Annotated in this window: 22 protein-coding genes; 14 read left to right on the top strand and 8 right to left on the bottom strand. The window is 53.1% G+C overall.

The window, feature by feature from the left end; translation table 11 throughout:
* From hybA to hybG, 7 genes are read left to right on the top strand one after another with little or no spacing between them, the layout of a single operon-like run.
* Positions 1–984, top strand: coding sequence for a hydrogenase 2 operon protein HybA (gene hybA / locus AAIG39_RS19040; protein ID WP_343194498.1), 984 nt, complete (start codon positions 1–3; stop codon positions 982–984).
* Positions 974–2,146, top strand: a complete 1,173-nt coding sequence (gene hybB / locus AAIG39_RS19035; RefSeq protein ID WP_090083349.1) for a Ni/Fe-hydrogenase cytochrome b subunit — start codon at positions 974–976, stop codon at positions 2,144–2,146. The genes hybA and hybB overlap by 11 nt, the downstream gene beginning before the upstream one ends.
* Entirely contained in the window at positions 2,143–3,846 is a 1,704-nt protein-coding gene (gene hybC / locus AAIG39_RS19030) for a hydrogenase 2 large subunit (protein ID WP_090083351.1), read from the top strand. Before hybB ends, hybC begins: the two co-directional genes overlap by 4 nt.
* Positions 3,846–4,340, top strand: coding sequence for a HyaD/HybD family hydrogenase maturation endopeptidase (locus AAIG39_RS19025; RefSeq protein ID WP_090083352.1), 495 nt, complete (start codon positions 3,846–3,848; stop codon positions 4,338–4,340). The genes hybC and AAIG39_RS19025 overlap by 1 nt, the downstream gene beginning before the upstream one ends.
* Positions 4,333–4,809: a hydrogenase-2 assembly chaperone gene (gene hybE / locus AAIG39_RS19020; RefSeq protein WP_090083354.1), complete on the top strand. Its 477-nt coding sequence runs from the start codon at positions 4,333–4,335 to the stop codon at positions 4,807–4,809. Before AAIG39_RS19025 ends, hybE begins: the two co-directional genes overlap by 8 nt.
* Positions 4,802–5,146: a hydrogenase maturation nickel metallochaperone HypA gene (gene hypA / locus AAIG39_RS19015; protein ID WP_090083355.1), complete on the top strand. Its 345-nt coding sequence runs from the start codon at positions 4,802–4,804 to the stop codon at positions 5,144–5,146. The genes hybE and hypA overlap by 8 nt, the downstream gene beginning before the upstream one ends.
* Before the next feature lie 2 nt (positions 5,147–5,148).
* Positions 5,149–5,403 carry a hydrogenase maturation factor HybG gene (gene hybG / locus AAIG39_RS19010; RefSeq protein WP_090083357.1) on the top strand — a complete coding sequence of 85 codons (255 nt, stop codon included), beginning with the start codon at positions 5,149–5,151 and terminating at the stop codon, positions 5,401–5,403.
* Here hybG and fucR read toward each other — a convergent pair.
* From fucR to AAIG39_RS18990, 4 genes are all read right to left on the bottom strand, one after another.
* A complete protein-coding gene (gene fucR, locus AAIG39_RS19005) occupies positions 5,394–6,116 on the bottom strand; it encodes an L-fucose operon activator (RefSeq protein WP_090083358.1) in 723 nt (240 codons plus the stop codon). The two genes, hybG and fucR, sit on opposite strands and share 10 nt — an antisense overlap.
* On the bottom strand, positions 6,113–7,099 hold the full coding sequence (locus tag AAIG39_RS19000; protein ID WP_090083360.1) for a sensor domain-containing diguanylate cyclase: 987 nt from the start codon (positions 7,097–7,099) through the stop codon (positions 6,113–6,115). Before AAIG39_RS19000 ends, fucR begins: the two co-directional genes overlap by 4 nt.
* A gap of 132 nt (positions 7,100–7,231) precedes the next feature.
* Positions 7,232–8,098, bottom strand: coding sequence for a glutathione-dependent disulfide-bond oxidoreductase (gene yghU / locus AAIG39_RS18995; RefSeq protein ID WP_343194497.1), 867 nt, complete (start codon positions 8,096–8,098; stop codon positions 7,232–7,234).
* 75 nt (positions 8,099–8,173) lie between these two features.
* Positions 8,174–8,728 carry a DsbA family protein gene (locus AAIG39_RS18990; RefSeq protein WP_090083363.1) on the bottom strand — a complete coding sequence of 185 codons (555 nt, stop codon included), beginning with the start codon at positions 8,726–8,728 and terminating at the stop codon, positions 8,174–8,176.
* Between the two features lie 272 nt (positions 8,729–9,000).
* On the opposite strand from AAIG39_RS18990, the gene AAIG39_RS18985 reads away from it, so the two are divergent.
* The 6 genes from AAIG39_RS18985 to AAIG39_RS18960 all read left to right on the top strand — a co-directional run bounded on the left by AAIG39_RS18985 (position 9,001) and on the right by AAIG39_RS18960 (position 17,260).
* The gene (locus AAIG39_RS18985) at positions 9,001–9,927 is read left to right on the top strand and encodes an aminoimidazole riboside kinase (RefSeq protein ID WP_343194496.1); all 927 of its coding nucleotides are present in this window, start codon (positions 9,001–9,003) and stop codon (positions 9,925–9,927) included.
* Between the two features lie 152 nt (positions 9,928–10,079).
* Positions 10,080–11,597 carry a carbohydrate porin gene (locus tag AAIG39_RS18980; protein WP_343194495.1) on the top strand — a complete coding sequence of 506 codons (1,518 nt, stop codon included), beginning with the start codon at positions 10,080–10,082 and terminating at the stop codon, positions 11,595–11,597.
* A gap of 69 nt (positions 11,598–11,666) precedes the next feature.
* Positions 11,667–13,037 (top strand): sucrose-specific PTS transporter subunit IIBC, encoded by a 1,371-nt coding sequence (locus tag AAIG39_RS18975; RefSeq protein ID WP_090083367.1) that lies wholly within the window; start codon positions 11,667–11,669, stop codon positions 13,035–13,037.
* Complete coding sequence (locus AAIG39_RS18970; protein WP_343194494.1) at positions 13,037–14,446, top strand: sucrose-6-phosphate hydrolase; 1,410 nt, start codon at positions 13,037–13,039, stop codon at positions 14,444–14,446. The genes AAIG39_RS18975 and AAIG39_RS18970 overlap by 1 nt, the downstream gene beginning before the upstream one ends.
* A 29-nt stretch (positions 14,447–14,475) precedes the next feature.
* Complete coding sequence (locus tag AAIG39_RS18965; protein ID WP_343194493.1) at positions 14,476–15,507, top strand: substrate-binding domain-containing protein; 1,032 nt, start codon at positions 14,476–14,478, stop codon at positions 15,505–15,507.
* A 535-nt stretch (positions 15,508–16,042) separates the two neighbouring features.
* Positions 16,043–17,260 carry a fimbrial protein gene (locus AAIG39_RS18960; protein WP_343194492.1) on the top strand — a complete coding sequence of 406 codons (1,218 nt, stop codon included), beginning with the start codon at positions 16,043–16,045 and terminating at the stop codon, positions 17,258–17,260.
* 55 nt (positions 17,261–17,315) lie between these two features.
* On the opposite strand, the gene AAIG39_RS18955 is transcribed toward AAIG39_RS18960, so the two are convergent.
* Positions 17,316–17,915, bottom strand: a complete 600-nt coding sequence (locus tag AAIG39_RS18955) for a TetR/AcrR family transcriptional regulator (RefSeq protein WP_090083373.1) — start codon at positions 17,913–17,915, stop codon at positions 17,316–17,318.
* Between the two features lie 115 nt (positions 17,916–18,030).
* On the opposite strand from AAIG39_RS18955, the gene AAIG39_RS18950 reads away from it, so the two are divergent.
* Positions 18,031–18,615 (top strand): NAD(P)H-dependent oxidoreductase, encoded by a 585-nt coding sequence (locus AAIG39_RS18950; RefSeq protein WP_343194491.1) that lies wholly within the window; start codon positions 18,031–18,033, stop codon positions 18,613–18,615.
* 166 nt (positions 18,616–18,781) lie between these two features.
* On the opposite strand, the gene AAIG39_RS18945 is transcribed toward AAIG39_RS18950, so the two are convergent.
* The 3 genes from AAIG39_RS18945 to AAIG39_RS18935 form a co-directional block, all read right to left on the bottom strand.
* Positions 18,782–20,971 (bottom strand): TonB-dependent siderophore receptor, encoded by a 2,190-nt coding sequence (locus AAIG39_RS18945; RefSeq protein WP_343194490.1) that lies wholly within the window; start codon positions 20,969–20,971, stop codon positions 18,782–18,784.
* Between the two features lie 384 nt (positions 20,972–21,355).
* Positions 21,356–21,694, bottom strand: coding sequence for a hypothetical protein (locus tag AAIG39_RS18940; protein WP_090083378.1), 339 nt, complete (start codon positions 21,692–21,694; stop codon positions 21,356–21,358).
* Positions 21,691–22,059, bottom strand: a complete 369-nt coding sequence (locus tag AAIG39_RS18935; RefSeq protein WP_090083379.1) for a tlde1 domain-containing protein — start codon at positions 22,057–22,059, stop codon at positions 21,691–21,693. Before AAIG39_RS18935 ends, AAIG39_RS18940 begins: the two co-directional genes overlap by 4 nt.
* Positions 22,060–22,388 lie beyond the last annotated feature (329 nt).

The raw sequence follows: 22,388 nt of genomic DNA, 5'->3' as shown, positions 1-22,388 counted from the left end.
GTGAACAGACGTAACTTTCTGAAGGTGGCCTCAGGCGGAGCGCTACTGGCGGGGGGAGCATTGCCCGTTTCCGCCGCCGTGCATAACCGTCCGGCAATACCGGGCGCGTGGGGAATGTTGTACGACTCCACCCTCTGCGTCGGTTGCCAGGCGTGCGTCACCCGCTGTCAGGACATCAACTTCCCGGCGCGTAACCCGCAGGGCGAACAGACCTGGTCTAATAACGCCAAACTAACTCCCTATACCAACAATATTATCCAGGTATGGCGTAGTGGTACGGCGCAGCATAAAGATCAGCCGACAGACGGTTATGCCTACATCAAAAAACAGTGTATGCACTGCGTCGATCCTAACTGTGTTTCTGTCTGCCCGGTTTCGGCCCTGAAAAAAGATCCCAAAACCGGCATTGTGCATTACGACGCCAGCGTCTGTACCGGTTGTCGCTATTGCATGGTTGCCTGCCCCTACAACGTACCCAAGTACGACTACGACAATCCCTTTGGCGCGCTGCATAAATGTGAACTCTGTAATCAGGTGGGCGTGGAGCGGCTCAACAAAGGGGGGCTGCCGGGATGTGTCGAAGTCTGTCCGACCGGCGCGGTGATTTTCGGTACGCGTGAAGCGTTAATGGCCGAGGCGCAAAAGCGCCTGAAACTGCAACCCGGCAGTGAATATTCATACCCGCGCCAGACACTGAATACCAACGATCCTAACGTTCGCGAAGTCCCAAAATACCACCCCCATCTTTATGGTGAACATGAAGGCGGTGGGACGCAGGTTATGGTACTGACGGGCGTACCTTATACCTGTCTGGGTTTGCCGGAGCTGGATGATGTTTCGACCGGTGCGCGTTCAGAAAACATTCAGCATACGGTGTATAAGGGCATGATGTTGCCGCTGGCCGTGCTTGCGGGCTTGACCACGCTGGTGTACCGCCATACCCGAAGCGATGACCACAAGGGAGGGGATGACGATGCATCATGATCCGCAGCCGCTTGGCGGAAAGTTACTCAGTAAGCCGATTTACATGTTTGGGCCGCTAATCGTTTTATGCGGGCTGTTTATTCTCAAACGTCTGGTTTTCGGTCTGGGATCTGTGTCCGATCTGAATGGCGGTTATCCATGGGGGATCTGGATTGCTTTCGACTTGCTGATCGGCACCGGTTTCGCCTGCGGCGGCTGGGCGCTCGCCTGGATGGTCTATGCCTTTAATCGTGGCGAATACCACCCGCTGGTGCGTCCGGCGCTGCTGGCGAGCCTGTTCGGTTATTCGCTGGGGGGGCTGTCCATTACTGTCGACGTTGGTCGCTACTGGAACCTGCCATATTTCTACATTCCGGGCCATTTTAACGTCAATTCGGTGCTGTTCGAGACGGCAGTCTGCATGACGATTTATATCGGCGTGATGGCGCTGGAATTTGCCCCCGCGTTGCTGGAGCGCCTGGGCTGGAAGGTGTCGCTAAAACGGCTCAATAAAGTGATGTTTTTCGTTATTGCGCTGGGAGCGTTGCTGCCCACCATGCACCAGTCTTCTATGGGATCGCTGATGATTGCCGCCGGGCATAAAGTGCATCCGCTGTGGCAAAGCTATGAAATGCTGCCGCTTTTCTCATTGCTGACGGCGTTTATTATGGGCTTCTCAATCCTCATTTTTGAAGGCTCTCTGCTCCAGGCCGGGTTGAAAGGCAACGGGCCTGATGAACGGCATCTGTTCTCGAAGCTCACCGGTACATTGAGCGTGCTGCTGGTACTGTTTCTGGTGGCGCGCTTTGGCGAGCTTATCTGGCGTAACAAACTGTCACTCGCGTTTGCCGGGGATGGTTACAGCCTGATGTTCTGGGCCGAAATACTGCTGCTGACTTTCCCGCTGGTGGTGTTTCGTGTTCCACGCCTGCGCAGCGACGCCCGGTTCCTGTTTACCGGTGCCGTGAGCATGCTGCTGGGTTGTGCGCTGTGGCGGTTGTCCTACTCGTTGCTGGCATTCAACCCCGGCGATGGCTACCACTACTTCCCAACGGCTGAAGAGCTGATCATTTCCATTGGTTTTGTGGCAACGGAGATTTGCGCGTACATCCTACTTATCCGCCTGTTACCCATAATTCCCCCGTTAAAACAATCAAAAAGCCATGAGGCGAGTAAAGCATGAGTCAACGTATCACCATCGATCCGGTGACCCGTATTGAGGGTCATTTACGCATTGATTGCGAAATTGAAAACGGCGTGGTTTCCCGAGCCTGGGCATCGGGAACCATGTGGCGCGGAATGGAAGAGATTGTGAAAGGGCGAGATCCGCGAGATGCGTGGATGATCGTGCAGCGCATTTGCGGCGTTTGCACCACCACCCATGCGATTTCCTCGGTACGTGCGGCAGAAAGCGCACTGAAAATCAATGTGCCGCTGAACGCTCAGTACATTCGAAATATTATTCTGGCGGCGCATACTACCCACGACCACATCGTGCACTTCTACCAGCTTTCCGCACTCGACTGGGTAGATATCACCTCTGCTCTGCAGGCCGATCCGCAAAAAGCCTCGGCATTGCTAAAAGGCATCTCGAGCTGGTCGCTTAATAGCGCCGAAGAGTTCGCCAAAGTGCAGCAGAAAATCAAAACGCTGGTAGCCAGCGGGCAGTTAGGTATTTTCGCCAACGGTTATTGGGGACATCCGGCGATGAAACTGCCGCCGGAAATTAACCTGATTGCCGTGGCGCACTATCTGCAGGCGCTGGAGTGTCAACGTGATGCCAACCGCGTGGTGGCGTTGCTCGGTGGCAAAAGCCCGCATATCCAGAACCTGGCTGTTGGCGGCGTGGCTAACCCGATTAATCTCGATGGACTGGGCGTACTCAATCTTGAGCGCCTGATGTACATCAAAACTTTCATTGACCGCCTTGAGGACTTTGTCGAGCAGGTTTACAAGGTCGATACGGCGGTGATCGCGGCGTTCTACCCGGAATGGCTTACAATGGGCAAAGGCGCGGTTAACTATCTGAGCGCGCCGGAATTCCCCACCGATGCCCGCAATGGCAGCTTCCTTTTCCCCGGCGGCTACATTGCTAACGGTGACCTGTCTACCCGCCGTGAAATCACCTCCCACAGTGATGAATACTTGATCAAGGGAATTCAGGAGAGCGCGAAACACGCCTGGTATAAAGATGAGGAGCCGCAGGCGCCGTGGGAAGGGACGACCGTGCCTGCCTATACGGGCTGGCAGGACGAAGGCAAATACAGCTGGGTAAAATCTCCCACCTTCTATGGCAAAACGGTGGAAGTCGGCCCGCTGGCGAATATGCTCAATAAATTGGCCGCGAAACGGGAAGCAACCTGGGAAAAACTTAACGATATCATCGCTATTTACCAGAAACTCACCGGGAAAACGCTTGGTGTAGAACAACTGCACTCCACCCTGGGGCGGGTAATTGGACGCACCGTTCACGCCTGCGAGCTACAGCATATTCTGCAGCACCAGTACAACGCGCTGATTGCCAATATCGGTAAAGGCGACCACGTGACCTTTGTGAAGCCGGACATTCCCGCAACGGGAGAGTTTAAAGGGGTGGGGTTCCTGGAAGCACCGCGCGGTATGTTGTCGCACTGGATGGTTATCAAAGACGGGAAAATCAGCAACTACCAGGCGGTAGTGCCATCAACCTGGAATGCCGGTCCGCGTAATGCGAATGGCGATGTCGGGCCGTACGAGCAGTCGCTGATTGGCACCCCGATTGCGGATGCGAACAAACCGCTGGAAGTCGTGCGTACCATCCACTCGTTTGACCCTTGTATGGCCTGCGCGGTGCATGTAGTCGATGCGGATGGCAACGATGTTGTCTCGGTGAAGGTGTTGTGATGCGTATTTTGGTATTGGGTGTCGGTAACATTTTACTGAGCGATGAAGGCATTGGCGTTCGCGTTATTGAAGCACTGGAACAGCGTTATGTTATGCCAGAAGGCGTAGAGGTGCTGGATGGCGGCACTGCTGGCATGGAGTTGCTGGAGGCTATGGCGAATCGCACCCATCTGATCATCGTTGATGCGATCGTGTCACGCAAAAGCGAGCCTGGCGCGCTGCTTATCCTGCGTGATGAAGAGGTGCCCGTGCTGTTCAACAATAAAATTTCGCCCCATCAATTGGGGCTTTCTGATGTCCTTTCCGCCCTGCGCTTTACGGGCGAATTCCCGGACAAAATTACGCTGGTGGGGGTCATTCCCCACTCGCTGGAACCCAACATCGGACTTACCCCGACCGTTGAGGCAAGTCTGGAGCCCGCGGTACAGGCGGTGCTTGCGGCGTTACACGAATCCGGTGTTACCCCGGCATTGCGGGAGAGTGCATATGTGTGATTTCTCCGGTTTTCAACAATCCCCGCATAGCCTGGTGGAAGCTGCGTTTTCGCGTATTGCCGCAGAAGAGATGCAGGATTTGCCCTTTTTGCATCCGACTATGCCGGTTTTTGTCCCCGGCTTTACGCTGTTTGAAGGGCAATGGATCGGCTGCGTATTGACGCCCTGGATGTTGAGCCTTGCTATCTTTCCCGGCCCGGAACAGTCCTGGCCGGCGCGAAAAGTGGGGGAGAAGCTGGGCCTGCAACTTCCCTTTGGTGAGATGATGTTTACCGTCGGTGAACTGGACGGGGTATCCCAGTACTGCGCCTGTTCGTTGATGTCGCCGCTGGCGCATGATCTCACCGTCGGACAGGGAAAAGCACTGGCCCAGGACTGCCTGCGGATGGTGCTTTCACTGCCGGTGCGTGACCCGCAACTCAGCCGCCGTGCCCTGTTTGCCGGCCTTAAAGGCGGCGAGTATGCATGAGCTTTCCCTGTGCCAGAACCTGGTTGAGATTCTTGAACAACAGGCTCAGCAGCATGGGGCAAAGCGGGTAACGGGCGTCTGGCTGGAGCTGGGGGCGTTTGCCTGTATCGAGGAGAGCGCGCTGCGTTTTGGCTTTGAGATAACCTGTCGGGGAACGGTGGCAGAAGGGTGTCAGTTGCACCTGTCACACCGTCCTTCGCTGGCCTGGTGCTGGAACTGTAATGAAAGCGTTGAGGTGAGCGGGGAAGAGGTCTGCCCGCGTTGCCAAAGTCCCGGTTTACAGCGGGAAAACGACAGCGGCATGCAAATCAAAAGTATCGAAGTCGATCAGGAGTAACTATGTGTATTGGTGTGCCCGGCCAGGTGGTTAGCGTCGGTGAAAGCGTTCATCATCTGGCGCAGGTCGATGTCTGCGGCGTTCGCCGTGACGTGAATATTATGCTGGTGTGTGAAAGCGAACCTGCCGCGCTGCTTGGTCAGTGGGTGCTGGTGCATGTGGGATTTGCCATGAGTGTGATTGATGAGGAAGAGGCTCTGGCAACGCTGGAAGCCCTGCGCGAACTGGATATGGACTTCACCGAACCTCAAAGATGAACCATACCGGGTTTGGCATCGGTAATCATCTGCGTGACCAGCGCCAGATTACCGATTTTCGCTTCGCTGGCCCGGTAAAATTTACTCTTATCAATCAGCAATAAAGACTGATTCGCCCGGCGCAGAAGGTGCGCTTTATAGGTGGCGTTATATTTCGTGGAATCCCACATCTCCCCGCTGGCATCCACCCCTTCGCAGGAAAAAATAAACAGGTCGACCTCAAGCGATTTCAGCATCGCGACCAGAGCCGGGTTCACGTAGCAGCGATTCTGCCGCTCCAGCCGTCCGCCGGAGCAAATCAGATTAATATGCTGGCGGCGCGCCATCTCCTGGCAAACGGGCAGGCTGTTGGTAAATACCGTCAGCGGGATATCCGGTAACTGACGCGCCAGATGAAAACAGGTCGAACTGGCATCCAGGGCCAGCGTCATCCCTTTCTCAATCCAGTTCAGGGCGTGGCGGGCTATATCGGCTTTATCGGCATAGTGGCTTTTGCGGCGGGTGTAAAACGGCTCGCCATCATTCTGTTGCGGCGTATGAAGTAAGCGCGCCCGGCCGTGGCGACGGACAATTTTCCCCTGAGTCTGCAGAGCCTTAAGATCCCGACGAATAGTCTCTTTGCTGACGCCAAGCCGGTCTGCCAGTGCGTCGGTGGTCAATGTCACATGTTCTGCCAGTAGCTGAATTAACGATGCCTGGCGTGTAATTTTCATGTTGGCTCCGCCTGCCGGTACGAGAGGGATAGCAGCGTGTGGCCAATGGCTGCGCCATTTTTACCGGTATGCTTAATCTGGTACATCGACTGATCAGCGCGCCGCAGCGCGTTCACAAAATCGTCGTCGCGTTGCACTTCATCAATGCCGATGGAGGCTCCTACCCGGGCATCGCCATTGTCCAGTTCGAACGGGGTGAGCGCGGCGCGCAGGCAATTATGCGCAGTGCTGTTAGTAAGCAGGCTGTTGAGCGCGAACGGCAGCAGCAGAACAAACTCATCGCCCCCCAGACGCCCTACCACCGATCCTTCCGGGCAGGCCTCGCGCAGGCGCTGGCTTAACTGTATCAGCAATTCATCACCGCTGCGGTGACCAAAGGTATCGTTAACGACTTTAAAATCGTCCAGATCGATAAACGCCACACACAGCGGGCCTGCGGTTTTGAGGATATCGAAGTGGTTGATGAGTGCGTGACGGTTCGCCAGTCCGGTCAGCGGGTCGTGGTTCGCCAGGGCTGCAAGCTGCTCTTCGTACTGCTTCTCTTTGGTCATGTCGATATGGGTGCCGGTGACCTTTAACGGCTTGCCGTCGCTGTCCCGGTCAGTGACACGTCCGCGGTCCAGCACCCAGGTGACGGTGCCGTTTTTATGCTGCATACGGTGCAGTGCTTCATAGAATGGGGTTTTGCCATGCAGGTGATCGTAAAACGCATCCAGAACGCGCTGGCGGTCGTCTTCATGCAAGTGCTCTTTCCAGACATCAAAGTGGGCGCTAAGCTCCTTTGGCTGATAGCCAAGCATCGATCCCCAGCGACGGTTGTAGATAATCAGTTTTCCGCTTGGCACATCAAGTTGCCATAAACAGAGTCCGGTGCCATCCAGCGCCGCGCTGAGCTTATTACGGGCATCACGCGCCATACGCACCAGACGGGCGTTATGCTTTTTCAGATTCTGGATTTGCTGTTTTAGCGCATTTTCAGACATTTGGCGTGACTTGGATAAATAAAAGGCATTCTTACTGGTTATCTGCGGGGATGTAAATATGAAGTGAGAAAAACAGTGTCAGGCCGGATTGGAAGGGAAAACTCCCGGACGTTTGACGTCCGGGAAGCGGGGTCAGCCGTTGCGTTTATCTTCGGTATTGGTATCGAAGTCGCTGGCGTCGTGGCGTTCATGCAACTGTTCACCTGGTTCGCCAAAGGTACGGTTAACCATGCGTCCACGTTTTACGGCAGGACGCCCGGCAACTTCTTTGGCCCAGCGCACAACATTCTGGTAGCCACTGGCTTCAAGGAACTCGGCGGCGTTGTAAACGCTGCCCAGCACCACGTTGCCATACCACGGCCAGATGGCCATATCGGCAATAGTGTATTCGTCACCCGCCACGAATTTGTATTTAGCGAGCTGTTTGTCGAGCACATCTAACTGGCGCTTGGCTTCCATTGTAAAACGGTTGATGGCGTACTCGATTTTCACCGGCGCATAATTGTAGAAGTGGCCAAAGCCGCCGCCGAGGAACGGCGCAGAGCCTTGCAGCCAGAACAGCCAGTTCAGTGTTTCAGTACGCCCGGCGGGGTCTTTGGGCAGGAAGTGACCAAACTTCTCCGCGAGATAGAGAAGAATGGCACCGGACTCAAACACGCGCGTTGGCGGGGTGGTTGAGTGGTCACGCAGCGCCGGAATTTTGGAGTTCGGGTTCACGTCCACGAAGCCACTGGAGAACTGATCGCCTTCACCAATGCGGATGAGCCAGGCGTCATATTCCGCCTCTTTTACGCCCTTCGCCAGTAACTCTTCCAGCATGATGGTCACTTTCTGTCCGTTTGGCGTACCCAGCGAATAAAGCTGAAGCGGGTGCTTACCGACGGGTAACTCTTTGTCATGGGTCGCGCCGGAAATCGGACGGTTGATATTGGCGAATGCGCCGCCGCCGGACTTATCCCACGTCCAGACTTTGGGGGGCTGATAGTTGTTTTCTGACATGTTGACCTGCCTTTTCGTTAAGGTGTTGAAGCAGTGTAGCAGCCGTCGGATGGGGGCGTATTTTCCCCGTCCTTATCAGGCCAGGATACGCGCCGCCCAGGCGCTGATATCATCACCGCTGCCGAGATCTGCCTGTACCAGTCCGTTGACCATAAAAGTGGGGGAGACATGGATACCGTTCTGGCGCGCATACTTACAGTGCCATTTAATTTCCGTCTGCAATTCCGGGCGCGCAAAGGCTTCGCTTAACGTCACGCCGCTATAATTTTCAATACGTTCAATGATCTGCTGCGGTGTGGCATCCATATTCGGGCCGCTACAGTGGTCGGTAAACTCAAACTCTTCCCGATGATCGGCAACCGCCTGCATCACCTTATGCGCGGCATCGCGTCCATTGGGCAGCGTGGAGGCGGCAAGAATGCAGCGCACAATGACGCCTGAGAATAAATGCCATGGCTGCGACTGCAGGCGAATTTTTACCGTCACCTTGTCTTCACCCACCTCTTTTAGCAGCGCATCCAGCTTATTAAACGCGCGCACGGAGAACGGGCAGGTGGGTTCCAGGAATACTTCGAAAGTCCGTGGGCCGTGCCCCCAGACCAGCGGCTTTGCATGTAACGGTTGGCTCATGTTGACTCCTGATGGTTAGCACGATGTTGTGGCAGATGTGAAGGTTGCGATGACAGAAGAGAATATCAGGATGTGATTTCGTGAGGCACTGGAATTGATGAATTTGGCAGGGGTAGCGGCTAAACCGCCCAAAAAGCCAATTTCAAAACAGACCGCCAGCCGGGACCTTGCTGTTGCTGTAGCGCACTCATTTTGCATTGGCAATAGAATAGATTTGCTTTGCTAAACCGGTTTAATTAAATTTTAGCCATACATTCTACTGGGAGAAAGTCATGTCAGCTCAAGTCTGGTGTCTGGGTGATGCCGTTGTTGATCTATTGCCTGAGGGTGAAGGGCGATTAATGCAGTGCGCGGGCGGAGCCCCGGCTAATGTCGCCGTTGGCATTGCAAGACTGGAAGGGAAAAGCGGTTTTATTGGCCGGGTGGGGCAGGATCCTTTTGGCAAATTTATGTACAACACGCTGTGCCGGGAAAAGGTGAACACAGATTTTATGACCTTTGACGAATCACAGCGTACATCAACCGTTGTCGTTGCCCTCGATGACGAAGGCGAGCGTTCCTTCACATTCATGGTGCGCCCCAGCGCCGACCTTTTCTTGCGGGCCGATGATTTGCCGGCCTTCCGTCAGGAGGAGTGGTTACATTGCTGTTCTATTGCGCTCTCCGCTGAGCCTTCGCGGACCACTACATTACTCGCCATGCAGCGCATACGCGAAGCAGGTGGTTTCGTCTGTTTTGATCCTAATATTCGTACCGATCTCTGGCAGGATCCGCAGATGCTGCAACAGTGTCTGGAACATGCATTCGCGCTGGCTGATGTGGTCAAACTCTCGGAAGAAGAGCTGGCTTTTATGATGGCCTCCACGGATTTACGCATCGCTATGAAAACACTGGCAGAACGTTTTGCTATCAAACTGTTGCTTGTTACCCAGGGTAAAGCCGGCGTGCTGGCGCTATTGCAGGGCGTCATTTTCCATTACCCCAGCGTGCCCGTGGCAAGCGTGGATACCACCGGCGCGGGTGATGCCTTTGTGGCCGGGCTATTGTGGCAACTGGCGCAAACAGGTTTACCTCAAAGTGAAGTGGATCTGGCATCGGGCCTGAGGTATGCGCAGCGATGCGGTGCGCTGGCGACCACGGCGAAAGGGGCAATGACCGCGTTACCCCAACTGGCGGCTTTGATGGCTCCTCAGGACTGATTTTCCGAACGATTTGCGACCCTCCTCACATTCACTAAACCGGTTTAGCTATTTTGTTTGCAGGTTGAAATTAACCACTATTATGATTCGCGACTAAACCGGTTTAGCAAAATATTCAGTCTTCTTACCTCTTTCTTAGGGACGCAAATACAATGAGAAAAAGCACACTCGCGGTCACGCTCGGTTTATTAATGGGGTCGGGTTCTGCCCTTGCGGCAGATGCGGGAACCGGTAGCATCGAGGCGCGTCTTGCCGCGCTGGAACAACGTCTGCAGGCCGCAGAACAACGGGCCTCGGACGCTGAAAAACGAGCAGAAGCCGCTGAGTTACAAGCAAAAAATCTGGCTACTGAGCAGCAAAAGACGCAAACCACTACGGCAGAGGTGGCGCAGCGCACCACGCAACTGGAGCAGAAATCCTCACAGGAAGGTGGGTTTGAGTTCCATGGCTATGCCCGTTCGGGACTGCTGATGAGCGACTCCGCAGCGAAAACCCAGGGTGGCCCAGGGATGACGCCAGCCGGTGAAACGGGTGGACATGTTGGGCGTCTGGGTAACGAACCGGATACTTACGTCGAGATGAACCTTGAACATAAACAGACGCTGGCTAACGGTGCCACCACGCGTTTTAAAGTGATGCTGGCGGACGGGCAGCGTAGCTATAACGACTGGACGGCATCCAGCAGCGACCTTAACCTGCGTCAGGCTTTTACCGAACTGGGCCATCTGCCTACCTTCACCGGTGCGTTTAAAGATTCCACCGTCTGGGCCGGGAAACGCTTTGACCGCGATAACTTCGACATTCACTGGCTCGATTCTGACGTAATTTTCCTCGCCGGAACCGGGGCCGGTATCTATGACATGAAGTGGAGCGATAACGCGCGCAGTAACTTCTCACTTTATGGCCGCACGTTTGGCGATATCGAAAACAGTGAAAATAATGCCCAAAACTACATCCTGACGCTGAACAACTACTTTGGCCCGGTACAGGCAATGGTCAGCGGTATGCGTGCAAAAGACAACAACGACCGACTCGATCTTGATGGCAACAAAGTGAAAAGCGATGCGGCTAACACCGGTGTCCATGCGCTGTTAGGGCTGCACAACGAGAGTTTCTATGGCCTGCGTGAGGGGATGTCGAAAACGGCGCTACTTTACGGTCATGGGCTGGGGGCCGAGGTGAAAACGGTAGGGGCTGATGGCGCGCTGTTACCTCAGGCGGATACCTGGCGTCTGGCGACCTATGGTATGACGCCGCTGGGTGGTGGCTGGCACATTGCCCCTGCGGTACTGGCGCAAAGCAGCAAAGACCGTTACGTCAAAGGCGACAGCTACGAGTGGGCGACTGTTAACATGCGGTTGATTCAGGCACTGACCCAGAATTTCGAGATGCAGTATGAAGGCAGCTATCAGTACATGGATCTCAAACCAGAGGGCTACAACAGCCGCAACGCGGTCAACGGCAGCTTCTACAAACTCACCGTTGCGCCAACATTGAAAGCGGGTGATGTGGGTGAGTTCCTGAAACGTCCGGAGCTGCGTCTTTTCGCCTCCTGGATGGACTGGGATCACAAGCTGGACAACTATGCCAGCGACGATGCTCTGGGTAGCAACGGCTTTAAATCTGGCGGCGAATGGACCTTCGGCGTGCAGATGGAAACCTGGTTCTGATAATGAAGCCCCGCAACGGGGCTTCATAACGCGCTAATTATTACAAATTTCCATAAAACAGGGGCTTATATGGACTTTGAACAGATTTCCCGGTCGCTCTTACCGCTGCTGGGCGGCAAGGACAATATCGTCAGTGCTGCGCATTGTGCCACGCGCCTGCGGCTGGTGCTGGCGGAAGATGCAAAAGCAGACACCACGGCAATAGGCAAAGTGGAGGGGGTGAAAGGCTGCTTCCGCAATGCCGGACAGTTGCAGGTTATCTTCGGCACTGGTGTGGTGAATAAAGTATATGCGGCGTTTATCAAAGAGGCGGGCATTGGCGAAACGAGTAAGTCTGATGCTGCCGCTATTGCTGCCCGCAAACTGAATCCGTTCCAGCGCGTGGCCCGTTTGTTGTCGAATATTTTCGTCCCGATAATCCCCGCCATCGTGGCCTCAGGGTTGTTGATGGGCCTGCTGGGCATGGTGAAAACCTACGGCTGGGTGAACCCGGAAAATGCACTCTACATCATGCTGGATATGTTCAGCTCGGCGGCGTTCATTATCCTGCCTATCCTGATTGGCTTCACCGCAGCGCGTGAATTTGGTGGTAACCCCTTCCTGGGCGCGACGTTGGGCGGCATTCTGACGCATCCGGCCCTGACCAATGCCTGGGGCGTGGCTGCCGGGTTCCATACCATGAACTTTTTTGGTATCGAAGTGGCGATGATTGGTTATCAGGGTACGGTCTTTCCGGTGCTGCTTGCCGTCTGGTTTATGAGCATCCTGGAAAAGCAGCTGCGCCGGGTTATTCCGGACGCGCTGGATCTGATTCTGACGCCGTTTTTGACAGTTATTATCACTGGTTTTGTCGCGCTGCTGGTCATCGGCCCGGCGGGTCGGGCGCTGGGTGACGGTATCTCCTTTGTGCTGAGCACTCTCATCACCCATGCCGGATGGCTGGCAGGGCTGCTATTCGGTGGTCTCTATTCGGTGATTGTTATTACCGGCGTGCACCACAGTTTCCATGCGATTGAAGCCGGGTTATTGGGCAATCCGTCTATTGGTGTGAACTTCCTGTTGCCCATCTGGGCGATGGCCAACGTCGCGCAGGGTGGCGCTTGCCTGGCGGTGTGGTTTAAAACCAAAGATGCCAAAATCAAAGCCATTACCTTACCGTCGGCATTTTCTGCGGTCCTCGGCATTACCGAAGCCGCGATTTTTGGTATCAACCTGCGTTTTGTAAAACCTTTTATTGCGGCATTGATTGGTGGTGCGGCTGGCGGTGCCTGGGTGGTTTCGGTCCATGTCTATATGACCGCTGTCGGGCTGACAGGCATTCCGGGCATGGCGATAGTGCAGGCCAGCTCGTTACTGAATTATGCTGTCGGGATGGTGATCGCGTTCAGCGTCGCCTTCGTTATCTCTTACCTGCTTAAATACAAAACGGACTCAGAATAATGACGTCATCAACCCTGTTGCCGAAGATTTTACTGTCAGTACTGAAAGGCCAACCGAAAGCACTGCAGGACAGTCACTATCCGGCCTGGCATCTGGCCCCGGCGACGGGGCTGTTGAATGACCCTAACGGCTTTATCCATTTTCAGGGGCGGTTTCATCTGTTTTATCAATGGAACCCGCTCGGCTGTCAGCATAATCACAAATGCTGGGGACACTGGAGTTCAGCGGATCTACTGCACTGGCAGCATGAGCCGGTAGCGCTTATGCCGGAAGAAGAGTATGACCGCAGCGGTTGCTATTCAGGCAGCGCAGTAGATAACCAGGGCGAACTGACGTTGTGTTATACCGGTAATGTGAAATTCGCCGAAGGCGGACGCACGGCCTGGCAGTGTCTGGCGGTACAGAACGCCGAAGGCGGGTTTGATAAGCTCGGGCCAGTCATTCCGTTGCCGGAGGGGTACACCGGGCACGTCAGGGACCCGAAAGTCTGGCGGCACGAAAACCAGTGGTACATGGTGCTCGGCGCGCAGGATCTGGCGCAGCGCGGTAAAGTGCTGCTACTACGCTCCGACGATCTGCATCACTGGCAATTGCTCGGTGAGCTCGCCGGGAGCGGCCTCGGTGGTTTAGGGGAGGCAGGGTACATGTGGGAGTGCCCGGACCTGTTCACGCTGGGGGCAGACACCTTCCTCATCTGTTGCCCGCAAGGGGTTGCCCGTGACGCGCACCGTTTCCTCAATACACACCCGAGCGCGTACCTGAGCGGGACATTCTCCCTTGAACAGGCAACGTTTAAACATGGCGCGCTGCATGAACTTGACGCCGGATTTGAATTTTACGCTCCGCAGACCACGTTAAGCGCTGATGGTCGACGTCTGCTGGTGGGGTGGATGGGGGTGCCGGATGGCGAGGAGATGCGCCAGCCTACGGTAGCGCAGGGCTGGATCCATCAAATGACCTGCGTGCGTGAGCTTTCCACCCATAACGGTAAATTGTATCAACAGCCGATCAGGGAATTGCAGGCGTTGCGCGAAGATGAGCAGTGTTTTGCAGGACGTGCGGATGACGCGCCGGGGATTGACGCCCGGAGCCTGGAACTACTGGTCGAGAGTAAAGGCGAGCTGAAGCTGAATTTTGGCGATACGCTTATTCTGCACTGGCAAAAAAACCAGCTGCGCCTTGACCGCCGTAGCCTGGAAAATGGCGAATGGCTCTCCCGTTACTGGGACGGAGAGGCAAATGTGCTGCAGATTTTATGCGACAGCTCCAGCGTTGAGATCTTCATTAATGAGGGAGCTGGCGTAATGAGCAGCCGCTACTTCCCGTCACATCCTGCGCAAATAACCTTTAGCGGAAGTGGCGAACTGCGGGTGCAATACTGGTCGTTACGCCCTTGCATGGTAGAATAGCGGCTTGTTTCATTAACCGATGCATTGTCGTGAGAAAAACAAAACGCGTTACCATCACTGATATTGCCGCGCTGGCGGGTGTCTCAAAAGCCACCGCCAGTCTGGTACTCAATGGACGAGGTAAAGAGTTACGCGTGGCGCAGGAAACCCGTCAACGTGTGCTTTCCCTTGCTCAGCAGCACCATTATCAGCCGAGCATTCATGCCCGGCTGTTGCGCGAGGATCGCAGCCACACGCTGGGGCTGGTGGTTCCTGAGATAACCAACCACGGTTTTGCTGCTTTTTCTCATGAGCTGGAAAACTTGTGCCGCGAGGCGGGGTTACAGCTTCTTATCTCCTGCACCGATGAAAACGCCAGCCAGGAGTCGGTGGTGGTCAACAATCTGGTCTCCCGCCAGGTGGACGGGCTGATTGTTGCCTCAAGCATGCTCAATGACGCCGATTACCTGAAACTCAGCGAGCAACTGCCCGTAGTACTGTTTGACCGCCACATGAACAGCACACCTTTGCCGCTGGTGATTACCGATGCGGTGACACCCACCGCCGATCTGGTTGAACGTCTGGCCCGTGCGAATCCTGATGAAATCTACTTTTTAGGTGGGCAACCGCGATTGTCGCCAACCAAAGACCGTCTGGCAGGTTTCACGCAAGGGCTGGAGAGAGCGGGGGTGACGTTACGCCCCGAGTGGATTATTCATGGCAACTATCACCCCAGCAGCGGCTACGAAATGTTTGCCGCCCTCTGTGCAAAACTGGGTCGTCCACCCAAAGCCTTGTTTACTGCGGCATGCGGGCTGCTTGAGGGTGTGCTGCGTTATATGAGCCAGCACCATTTACTGCAAAGCGATATTCACATCGCCAGCTTCGACGATCACTATCTCTACGACTCGCTTTCGTTGAGTATTGATACCGTCGAGCAGAATATCCCGCGCCTGGCATACGACTGTTTTGACCTCATCACGCAACTGATTGAGGGCAATGAACCTACCGAACAGCAGCGAATTTTGCCGGCCACTCTGCGCCTGCGTAATAAAAACATCGACCCCACACCGGCTGGCTGATTCAGCAGTTTTCTTCACCGCAACCACGTAAAGGAACAACCTGGTTCTTTCACGTGGTTATATTTTTTCGGTTAGAGCGTACGATCTTCCTGACGTTTTTTTTCAAGTTTGTTTATTCCACTGTCAATGTCTTCATAATTTATCACATCGATAATCATGAAATGAGACATCTCTCTTCTTCATATTTCAGAAAATATGTTTCAAATGGATGAGTAAATGATTCTATATATTAGGTGATGATTTAACTTGTTTTAATTGATGTATTTTGTACATGTTGCATTAATAATGTAATATATGTTTTTATTATATATTTATGTGAGGTGTATTTTATCCATCTTTCATGCAAGATGGAAAATATGTATATTTATCAAGGTGGTGGTTATTTTTTCATTTGTTCTGTTTATCATTTCGGTGAGCTGATTATCAAGCTTTCATAATTTGTATGAATGTTTTTATAATAAACGGATGTTTTTTTGACAACAGGCGTTTTTTAGTTAATATATTCCGAGGGAAAAATATTGTCAGGGTGACGATTATGCGCAGAACAGGGTTGTTGGTTTTATTTTTTCTGTTTTTAACTAATATTGCTTATGCTCGCGTGGTGACATGCACAGGTGGTGTCAATCCCATATCCTTTACTTTGCCCGCATCGGCATCGGATAAAATAACCGCAGGCCTTTCTGGAGATACGACAACGTATCGGGAACTTTATACTTACAATTATTTTGCGTGGGGAGTTTCCGGGACGACTTGCCGGGCCAGTGCAAACGGTGTGCAACTGGGGTGGATGGAATATGCCTATAGCACTACCGGGAAAACACCCATTAAATACGGTAATGAATATATTTTCCCTACGAAAATCGATGGCTTAGGCATCTCCTTTATTGATACTAATATTACCCAAAAATCATTCGGTGGCTATGCTGAAGGCGCACTGAATCGAAGCACCTGGACATTATCGACAAGTAATTTTACCTGGAGCGCCTTCTTTACGGTTAAGGTAAAACTGTGGAAGATTCCAGGGAAATTCAATTCCGCCCAGCTTAACGGCGGCGGTATGCTTGAGTTCGATGATATTAAGGTGGTTCAGGCTCTGCAAATTCTTACCGCCGGGGATACCTGGGCCAGTGGTCTGCCTAACCACGGTGAAGCTCCTTTGGCAAACAGCTGGACCACGAATTCAGTTTCTTTAAGTGGTGGTTTTACTATTTACCCTGGAACGTGTGACCTTGCTAATAAGACAGTGGAGTTGGGTAAGTTTAACGCCGCAGATATACCGAATTCTTCGCCCTGGAAAGACGTCAGTTTCACAATAAATTGCCCTCCAACGTGGGGATATGGAGGGTCGGGCACAACCAACGTCGCCTATTATGATAATTTGAATGTTGCCAATCCTAATGCCGTTATAAGTCGAGTCGCAAATACAGCGAATTCTGGGTTAATTATTACGGTATATCCACGTACCGGAATTATTGACTCCAGCCGTGGCATTATTGGTTTACGGGCTGGTGGCGCAGAAGGTTACGGTATTCAACTTGCCTGGGGCACAGCGTCGGTACAGCCAACAACAGGTGATCCGACAAGTAAAGTCCTCTTAAATCAACCAAATATTGTGAATACCACGAATTACGGTAATACAGGTCAAACGACGTCTCAATTAATAAACATGGCCGCCCGCTATATTCGTACTACCGGCGCCGTTCAGGCGGGTCGTGCAGACGCCTCAATAGAAGTGGTTGCCAGCTACGACTGATAAACCCTCCCCCTCGCTGTTAATAGTGAGGGGGATGATGAGTGCCTGATTGCTGTTAATCGCGCGCTTTAGTCCCGTTGACCATGCAAACGATCCCCTGAACCAGTTCATCCTTCGCTTGTTGCGCGCTGATTTTTCCTATTACCACCGCCCACGATAACCCCTCAGCCGCACCGAGCATCGCCCATAGTGCCGGGGTCTGTAGCGTATGGCCCTGACAGAAAGGGCTAAACAGCGTCCGGCATTTTTCGATAAACGCTGTGGCGTACTCCTGGCGTAGTTGTTCGAGTTCCGGCGTGCCGCTCAGCGCGGCAATAACGCTTGGCATTTCGCGACCGGACAACAACACGCACTCAATCCAGGCATCGGCAATTACCGCCGCGATTTTCTCCAGTACTGGCTCCGTCTGGCTAATTTTTTCATCCATCCGCGCCGTCGAACGCAGATCATATTCCCGATAGATTGCGGCAAACAGCCCTGAACGAGTGGTGAAATGATCGTAAACCACTGGCTTTGTGATCCCGGCGCGTTCTGCGAGGTGGCCGAGCGTCAGGGCTTCTGTACCTTCTTCCCGGATGATTTGCCAGGCCACCTCAATCAGCTGGGTATAACGTTCCTGCCTTGATAAACGCTGGCGCGTGCTCTGACTGCTCATCGTAGAAATTCTCCGTTGACATGCTTATATACCAAAGGTAACTTACTACCAGTAGGTTACCTTTGGTATATAAGAGTACGTTTCCTTACGCTATCCCGCAACCAGGAGTCGCCAGATGCATGCTTTAATCGTCGTTTCTCACCCGGATACCCATTCTCTGACCCACAGCGTCGCAGCCGCCGTGGCGAAAGGGATCACTGCTCAATCACAACACACTGTAGAGATTGTCGACCTGCACGCCGAAGGTTTTAACCCGACCTTCAACGCGCAAGATTTTGCCGCGTTCAGGCTTACCGCGCCCGTCCCTGCGGATATTGTCGCAGAGCAAGCGCGAATTGATAAGGCCGACGCGCTGGTACTGGTATTCCCTGTCTATTGGTGGTCGATGCCCGCGCTGCTCAAGGGCTGGATTGATCGCGTGTTTACCAACGGCTGGGCCTATGAAGAGACCGCCGAAGGGGAAATAGTGAAAAAGTTGGGGCACCTGCCGGTACATATTATTGGTCTTGGTGCCGCAAGCCAGGGTGCTTATGACCGGCATGGTTTTACCGCAGCCTTTAACGCACAAATCGCCCACGGTATTTTTGATTACTGCGGCGCACAGGTGAAAGCGTCTGAGCTACTGCTACTATCGGAACTGGGAAGCGGGAAGGCGTATCTGGATAAGGCGCTGACGCTGGGTAATAAGGTGTTTGAGTAAGGGAGATAGCTGAAAAGCTGGGTGTGCAAAGAGACACTCAATGCTCAGTGCATGCCAGACTGAAAATGGCGCTCTGCGAAAGACTCAGCGCCTGTCCGGCTGCACGGCGGGGGTTTAAGATCATATACGCAACCACTGCCGCCCGCAGTGCAGGCGGCAGTGACTATCAGAATGCGACCGAGTAATTCAGACCGAAAGTACGACCGCGGCCTTTGTAAGTATAGAGATTCTCAGCGCCGTAGGTTGGGCTGTAAAGGCCCGGCGCGCGCTGTCCCCAGGCGGTGGTGTAATCTTCATCCAGCAGGTTTTCGACGCTAAAGCTCAGCTTACCCACGGGCAGAAGATAACTGCCTAACAGGTCAACGGTGTTATAACCATCGATGTGTTTACCCGCTTCGTCAGAGAGATCAAAGGTCTGGGTACTTTGCAGACGTAGCATCCAGTCGCCCGGTGCCCAGGTGACCCAGGCACTCATTTTCGACGGGCTGGCGCTATCGACCGTCAGTTTTTCCCATTTGCCGTCGACGCGGGTTTGCGATTTGATAGCATTAAAGTTCGCGCCGGTGCTCCACTCGCTGTCGGTAAAGAAATAATCCACCTGACCTTCCACACCGTAGATACGACGCTGGTCATCTTCGATATTGATGGTCATGTCGGTTTTATTGATGTTGATGGTTTTGTCAGAAAGCGAGTAGTAACCGGCAATCTGGGTGCGCAGGTTATCTCCGGTGTAGCGCCAGCCCAGCTCATACGCATCGACTTTGATACCGTCGAGTTTTGAGTCGTTGACGTTCACGCTGTTGACCAGGCGATAGTGCCCATTGCTCAACTGGTAGGTGCCGGAGCCGTAGTATTTCGCCAGATCCGGGATCTCAAAGCCTTGTGAGAAGTTAAACCACAGTTGCTGGCGATCCGTCAGATGACCGAGGATACCTGCGTTAAACAACAGATTGTTGTAATCGGTTTTCCCGCCTGGCACCGCATCTGCCGAGGTAGCTCTGCCTGTGGCAATGGCCTGTTGTTGCGCGTAACCAATAAAGTCATCGACCCGGTTTTCCGTGTACTGATAACGTACGCCACCGCTCAGAGTGATAGCGGAGATGTCATAGCTGGTTTGCAGGAAGGGGGCGAGGTTGGTGATGCTGTAACCCGGGTAGCGCCCGACGTTATAAGCGTTGTCCAGCTTCATGCCACCGCTGGCAGCCGCTTTGTTGAGGTCGAAAAATTGCTGGTTGGCGTCGAAGGTTTCATGTTCGGCATCCACACCCCATGTCAGCGTCAAATCCTCCAGTGGCTTGCTGTTGATGGTCAGCTTGCCGCCGTAGAAATCGGTCTTTTGCTGCGATGCGCCAATACTGGTAACACGGCCGCCAGAGAGGGTGGGGAAGGGGTAGAACGTCAGGCTTTCATCGCGGTAGTAAATCTGAGCGAGCAGGTCCTGCCCCCAGAAATCAGTGTTGGAATATTGCAGATTGATCAGGTGGCGCTCGGTGCCCGGAATGCGGTCGGAGTCGAGATTATTTTTGTTGTAGGCATTGCCGGAACCGGTCACTGCCGAGAAATTCTCGCCCAGGAACAGACCGTGCTTGCCGTCGGACTGGCTCTTGTAATACTGGGTGGTGAGCTGCAACTGCTGATGATCGTCGATATTCAGCGTGCCGGTGCCCATGACATCCAGACGGTCTGAGTACTGCAGACCGGTCTGGGTGTTATCGATATTGACCTCGTTGCCTTTGCCGTCATACCAGCCGCCAAATCGCTGATACGCCACCGAAAGGCGACCGGAGGCATTGTCGTTGCCGCCGCTGACCGCCGCCGCGATATTCTCGTCATTATCGTTATGGCTGTTAAAGCCCGTCTTCATGCCAGTCTGAAATTCGACTTCTGTTTCCGGCTGGCCTTTTTTGGTCACGATATTGATCAAACCACCGGTACTGCCGCCACCATAGAGAGAGGTGGCGCCGGAGATAACTTCAATGCGGGCGATATTAAATGGATCGATCGAATCAAGCTGGCGGCTGTCGCTGCGTGAGGAGTTTAAACGTACGCCATCGACCATGACCATCATTGAACGGCCACGCATGTTCATGCCGTAATTGGTGCGCCCCTGGCTGCTGACATCCATACCGGGAATCAATTGCGCCAGTACCTCTTTGAACTCTCTCCCGCCCTGAACCTGCTGTTCAATTTCAGCTTGTTCAATGACCCAGGTGGTCTGCGCCATGTCAGTAATGCTGTGATTCGCACGGCTGGCGGCCACCACCAGTGTCTCTTCTTTTTGACCTTCAGCTGCGGCATGAGCGTTTAATATCATCAGTAAACAAGAACTTAATGTCCAAAAATTACGAGGTTTCATTATTGTGATAATCCTGATTAATCAAAGGTACGGCGGCATTGATTCTCCTGTGCCGCAAACGCATCACCTTAGCGGTGATAGTGATTATCAAGATGATATGAATTATCGTTACCATGTAAACAGTTTATGTTAAAAAATATTTCCACAATGGCATGATTTTTATATGGTTTATTGATGAGGGAATGGGATGTTTGGTGAGTCTATAGAGTTAAAATAGGGGAGCAGTAGCCCGGATTAGACGTAGCCGCATCCGGGAAAGCGGGGCTGAATGCTCCCCCTCATACCGATTTTCCGGCCGGGGGAGAGGGGGATAAGGAGCCAATCACCTGCGTTCCTCTCTGGTGAAAGGAGCGGTAATGGAAAATGTTGCTGGTTCTATTGAGGCTAGTGAGTTAAATCCTTTTTGGTAACCAAAAAACTGTTTACTTCACTGATTGAACATTCAGTACTGGAAGCATCGCTTTGAGTAATAACTTCGTACTGACCGCCTGATTTATCATGAAAGACAAAGTGATAAATTTGGGTGTAAAGATCCTTACCCTTCTTCTCTGATGCCAACTGTTTTATTTCTGTTTTTGATTCGTCCAGGTTAGCGAGGTCAACTATGCCAGCATTCTTCATCCATGCTTCCGCCATGTTCATTGGCCATGAATGGCAGTCCGGAGATGATGCCAGTACTGAGAGCGGCATAATAGCCAGCAGCCCGATGATGTATTTTTTCATTTTATAACCTCAAGTGACTTATCTCCGCTACTCCATATTTTCTGGCGAATAAACAGCGGTAAGATGATACAGCCATTAGACGCTGTGCCAGGGTGCTTTACACTATCCCCGTGGATCAGGAATCCTGAACGTCCATACATGGTATTTTCCGGGCTGGGGTGCAGTCGGAGTGAATATGCTCCGGTATGTGGATGGTGAAACGGGTGGCCTGTTATTGAATATTTTCCCCGCGGAAGAGGACCTGTGTCAGGCGTTCCTTCCATCTGGGCATTATTTTTCCCAGCCCCTTTTCCTGCGTATCCTTTTGCTACATAGCTGCCATTGTGGCTTAAGTTTCCTGTACTCTGCTCATACACCCACGTCATACATAATCCCTCATCGCGTAAGTAATAGGGCTTTGCTCTTGCTATAACCCGTTCAGTTTTATGCGCGGAATGTAGCTGTGGTTCAACCACAACTGAAACTGTTTCAGCTTCTTTGAATTAAACTCTGCAAACAGTTATCGATGCATGTTAACCGTTTTGATCATGTCATAGGCATCAGGAATTCTCTGACTTTTATTTTTGCAGTTATATAAAGAATTTCCTGGAGCAGTGGCCCGGATTAGACGTAGCCGCATCCGGGAAAGCGGGGCTGAATGCTCCCCCTCATATTGATGTGGGTTATTTAGAGTAGTGGTGTCCGAACCCGGACT

The sequence above is a fragment of the Phytobacter palmae genome, from assembly GCF_039409775.1.
Classification (GTDB): domain Bacteria; phylum Pseudomonadota; class Gammaproteobacteria; order Enterobacterales; family Enterobacteriaceae; genus Phytobacter; species Phytobacter palmae.
This window is presented reverse-complemented; position numbering and strand designations above follow the sequence as displayed.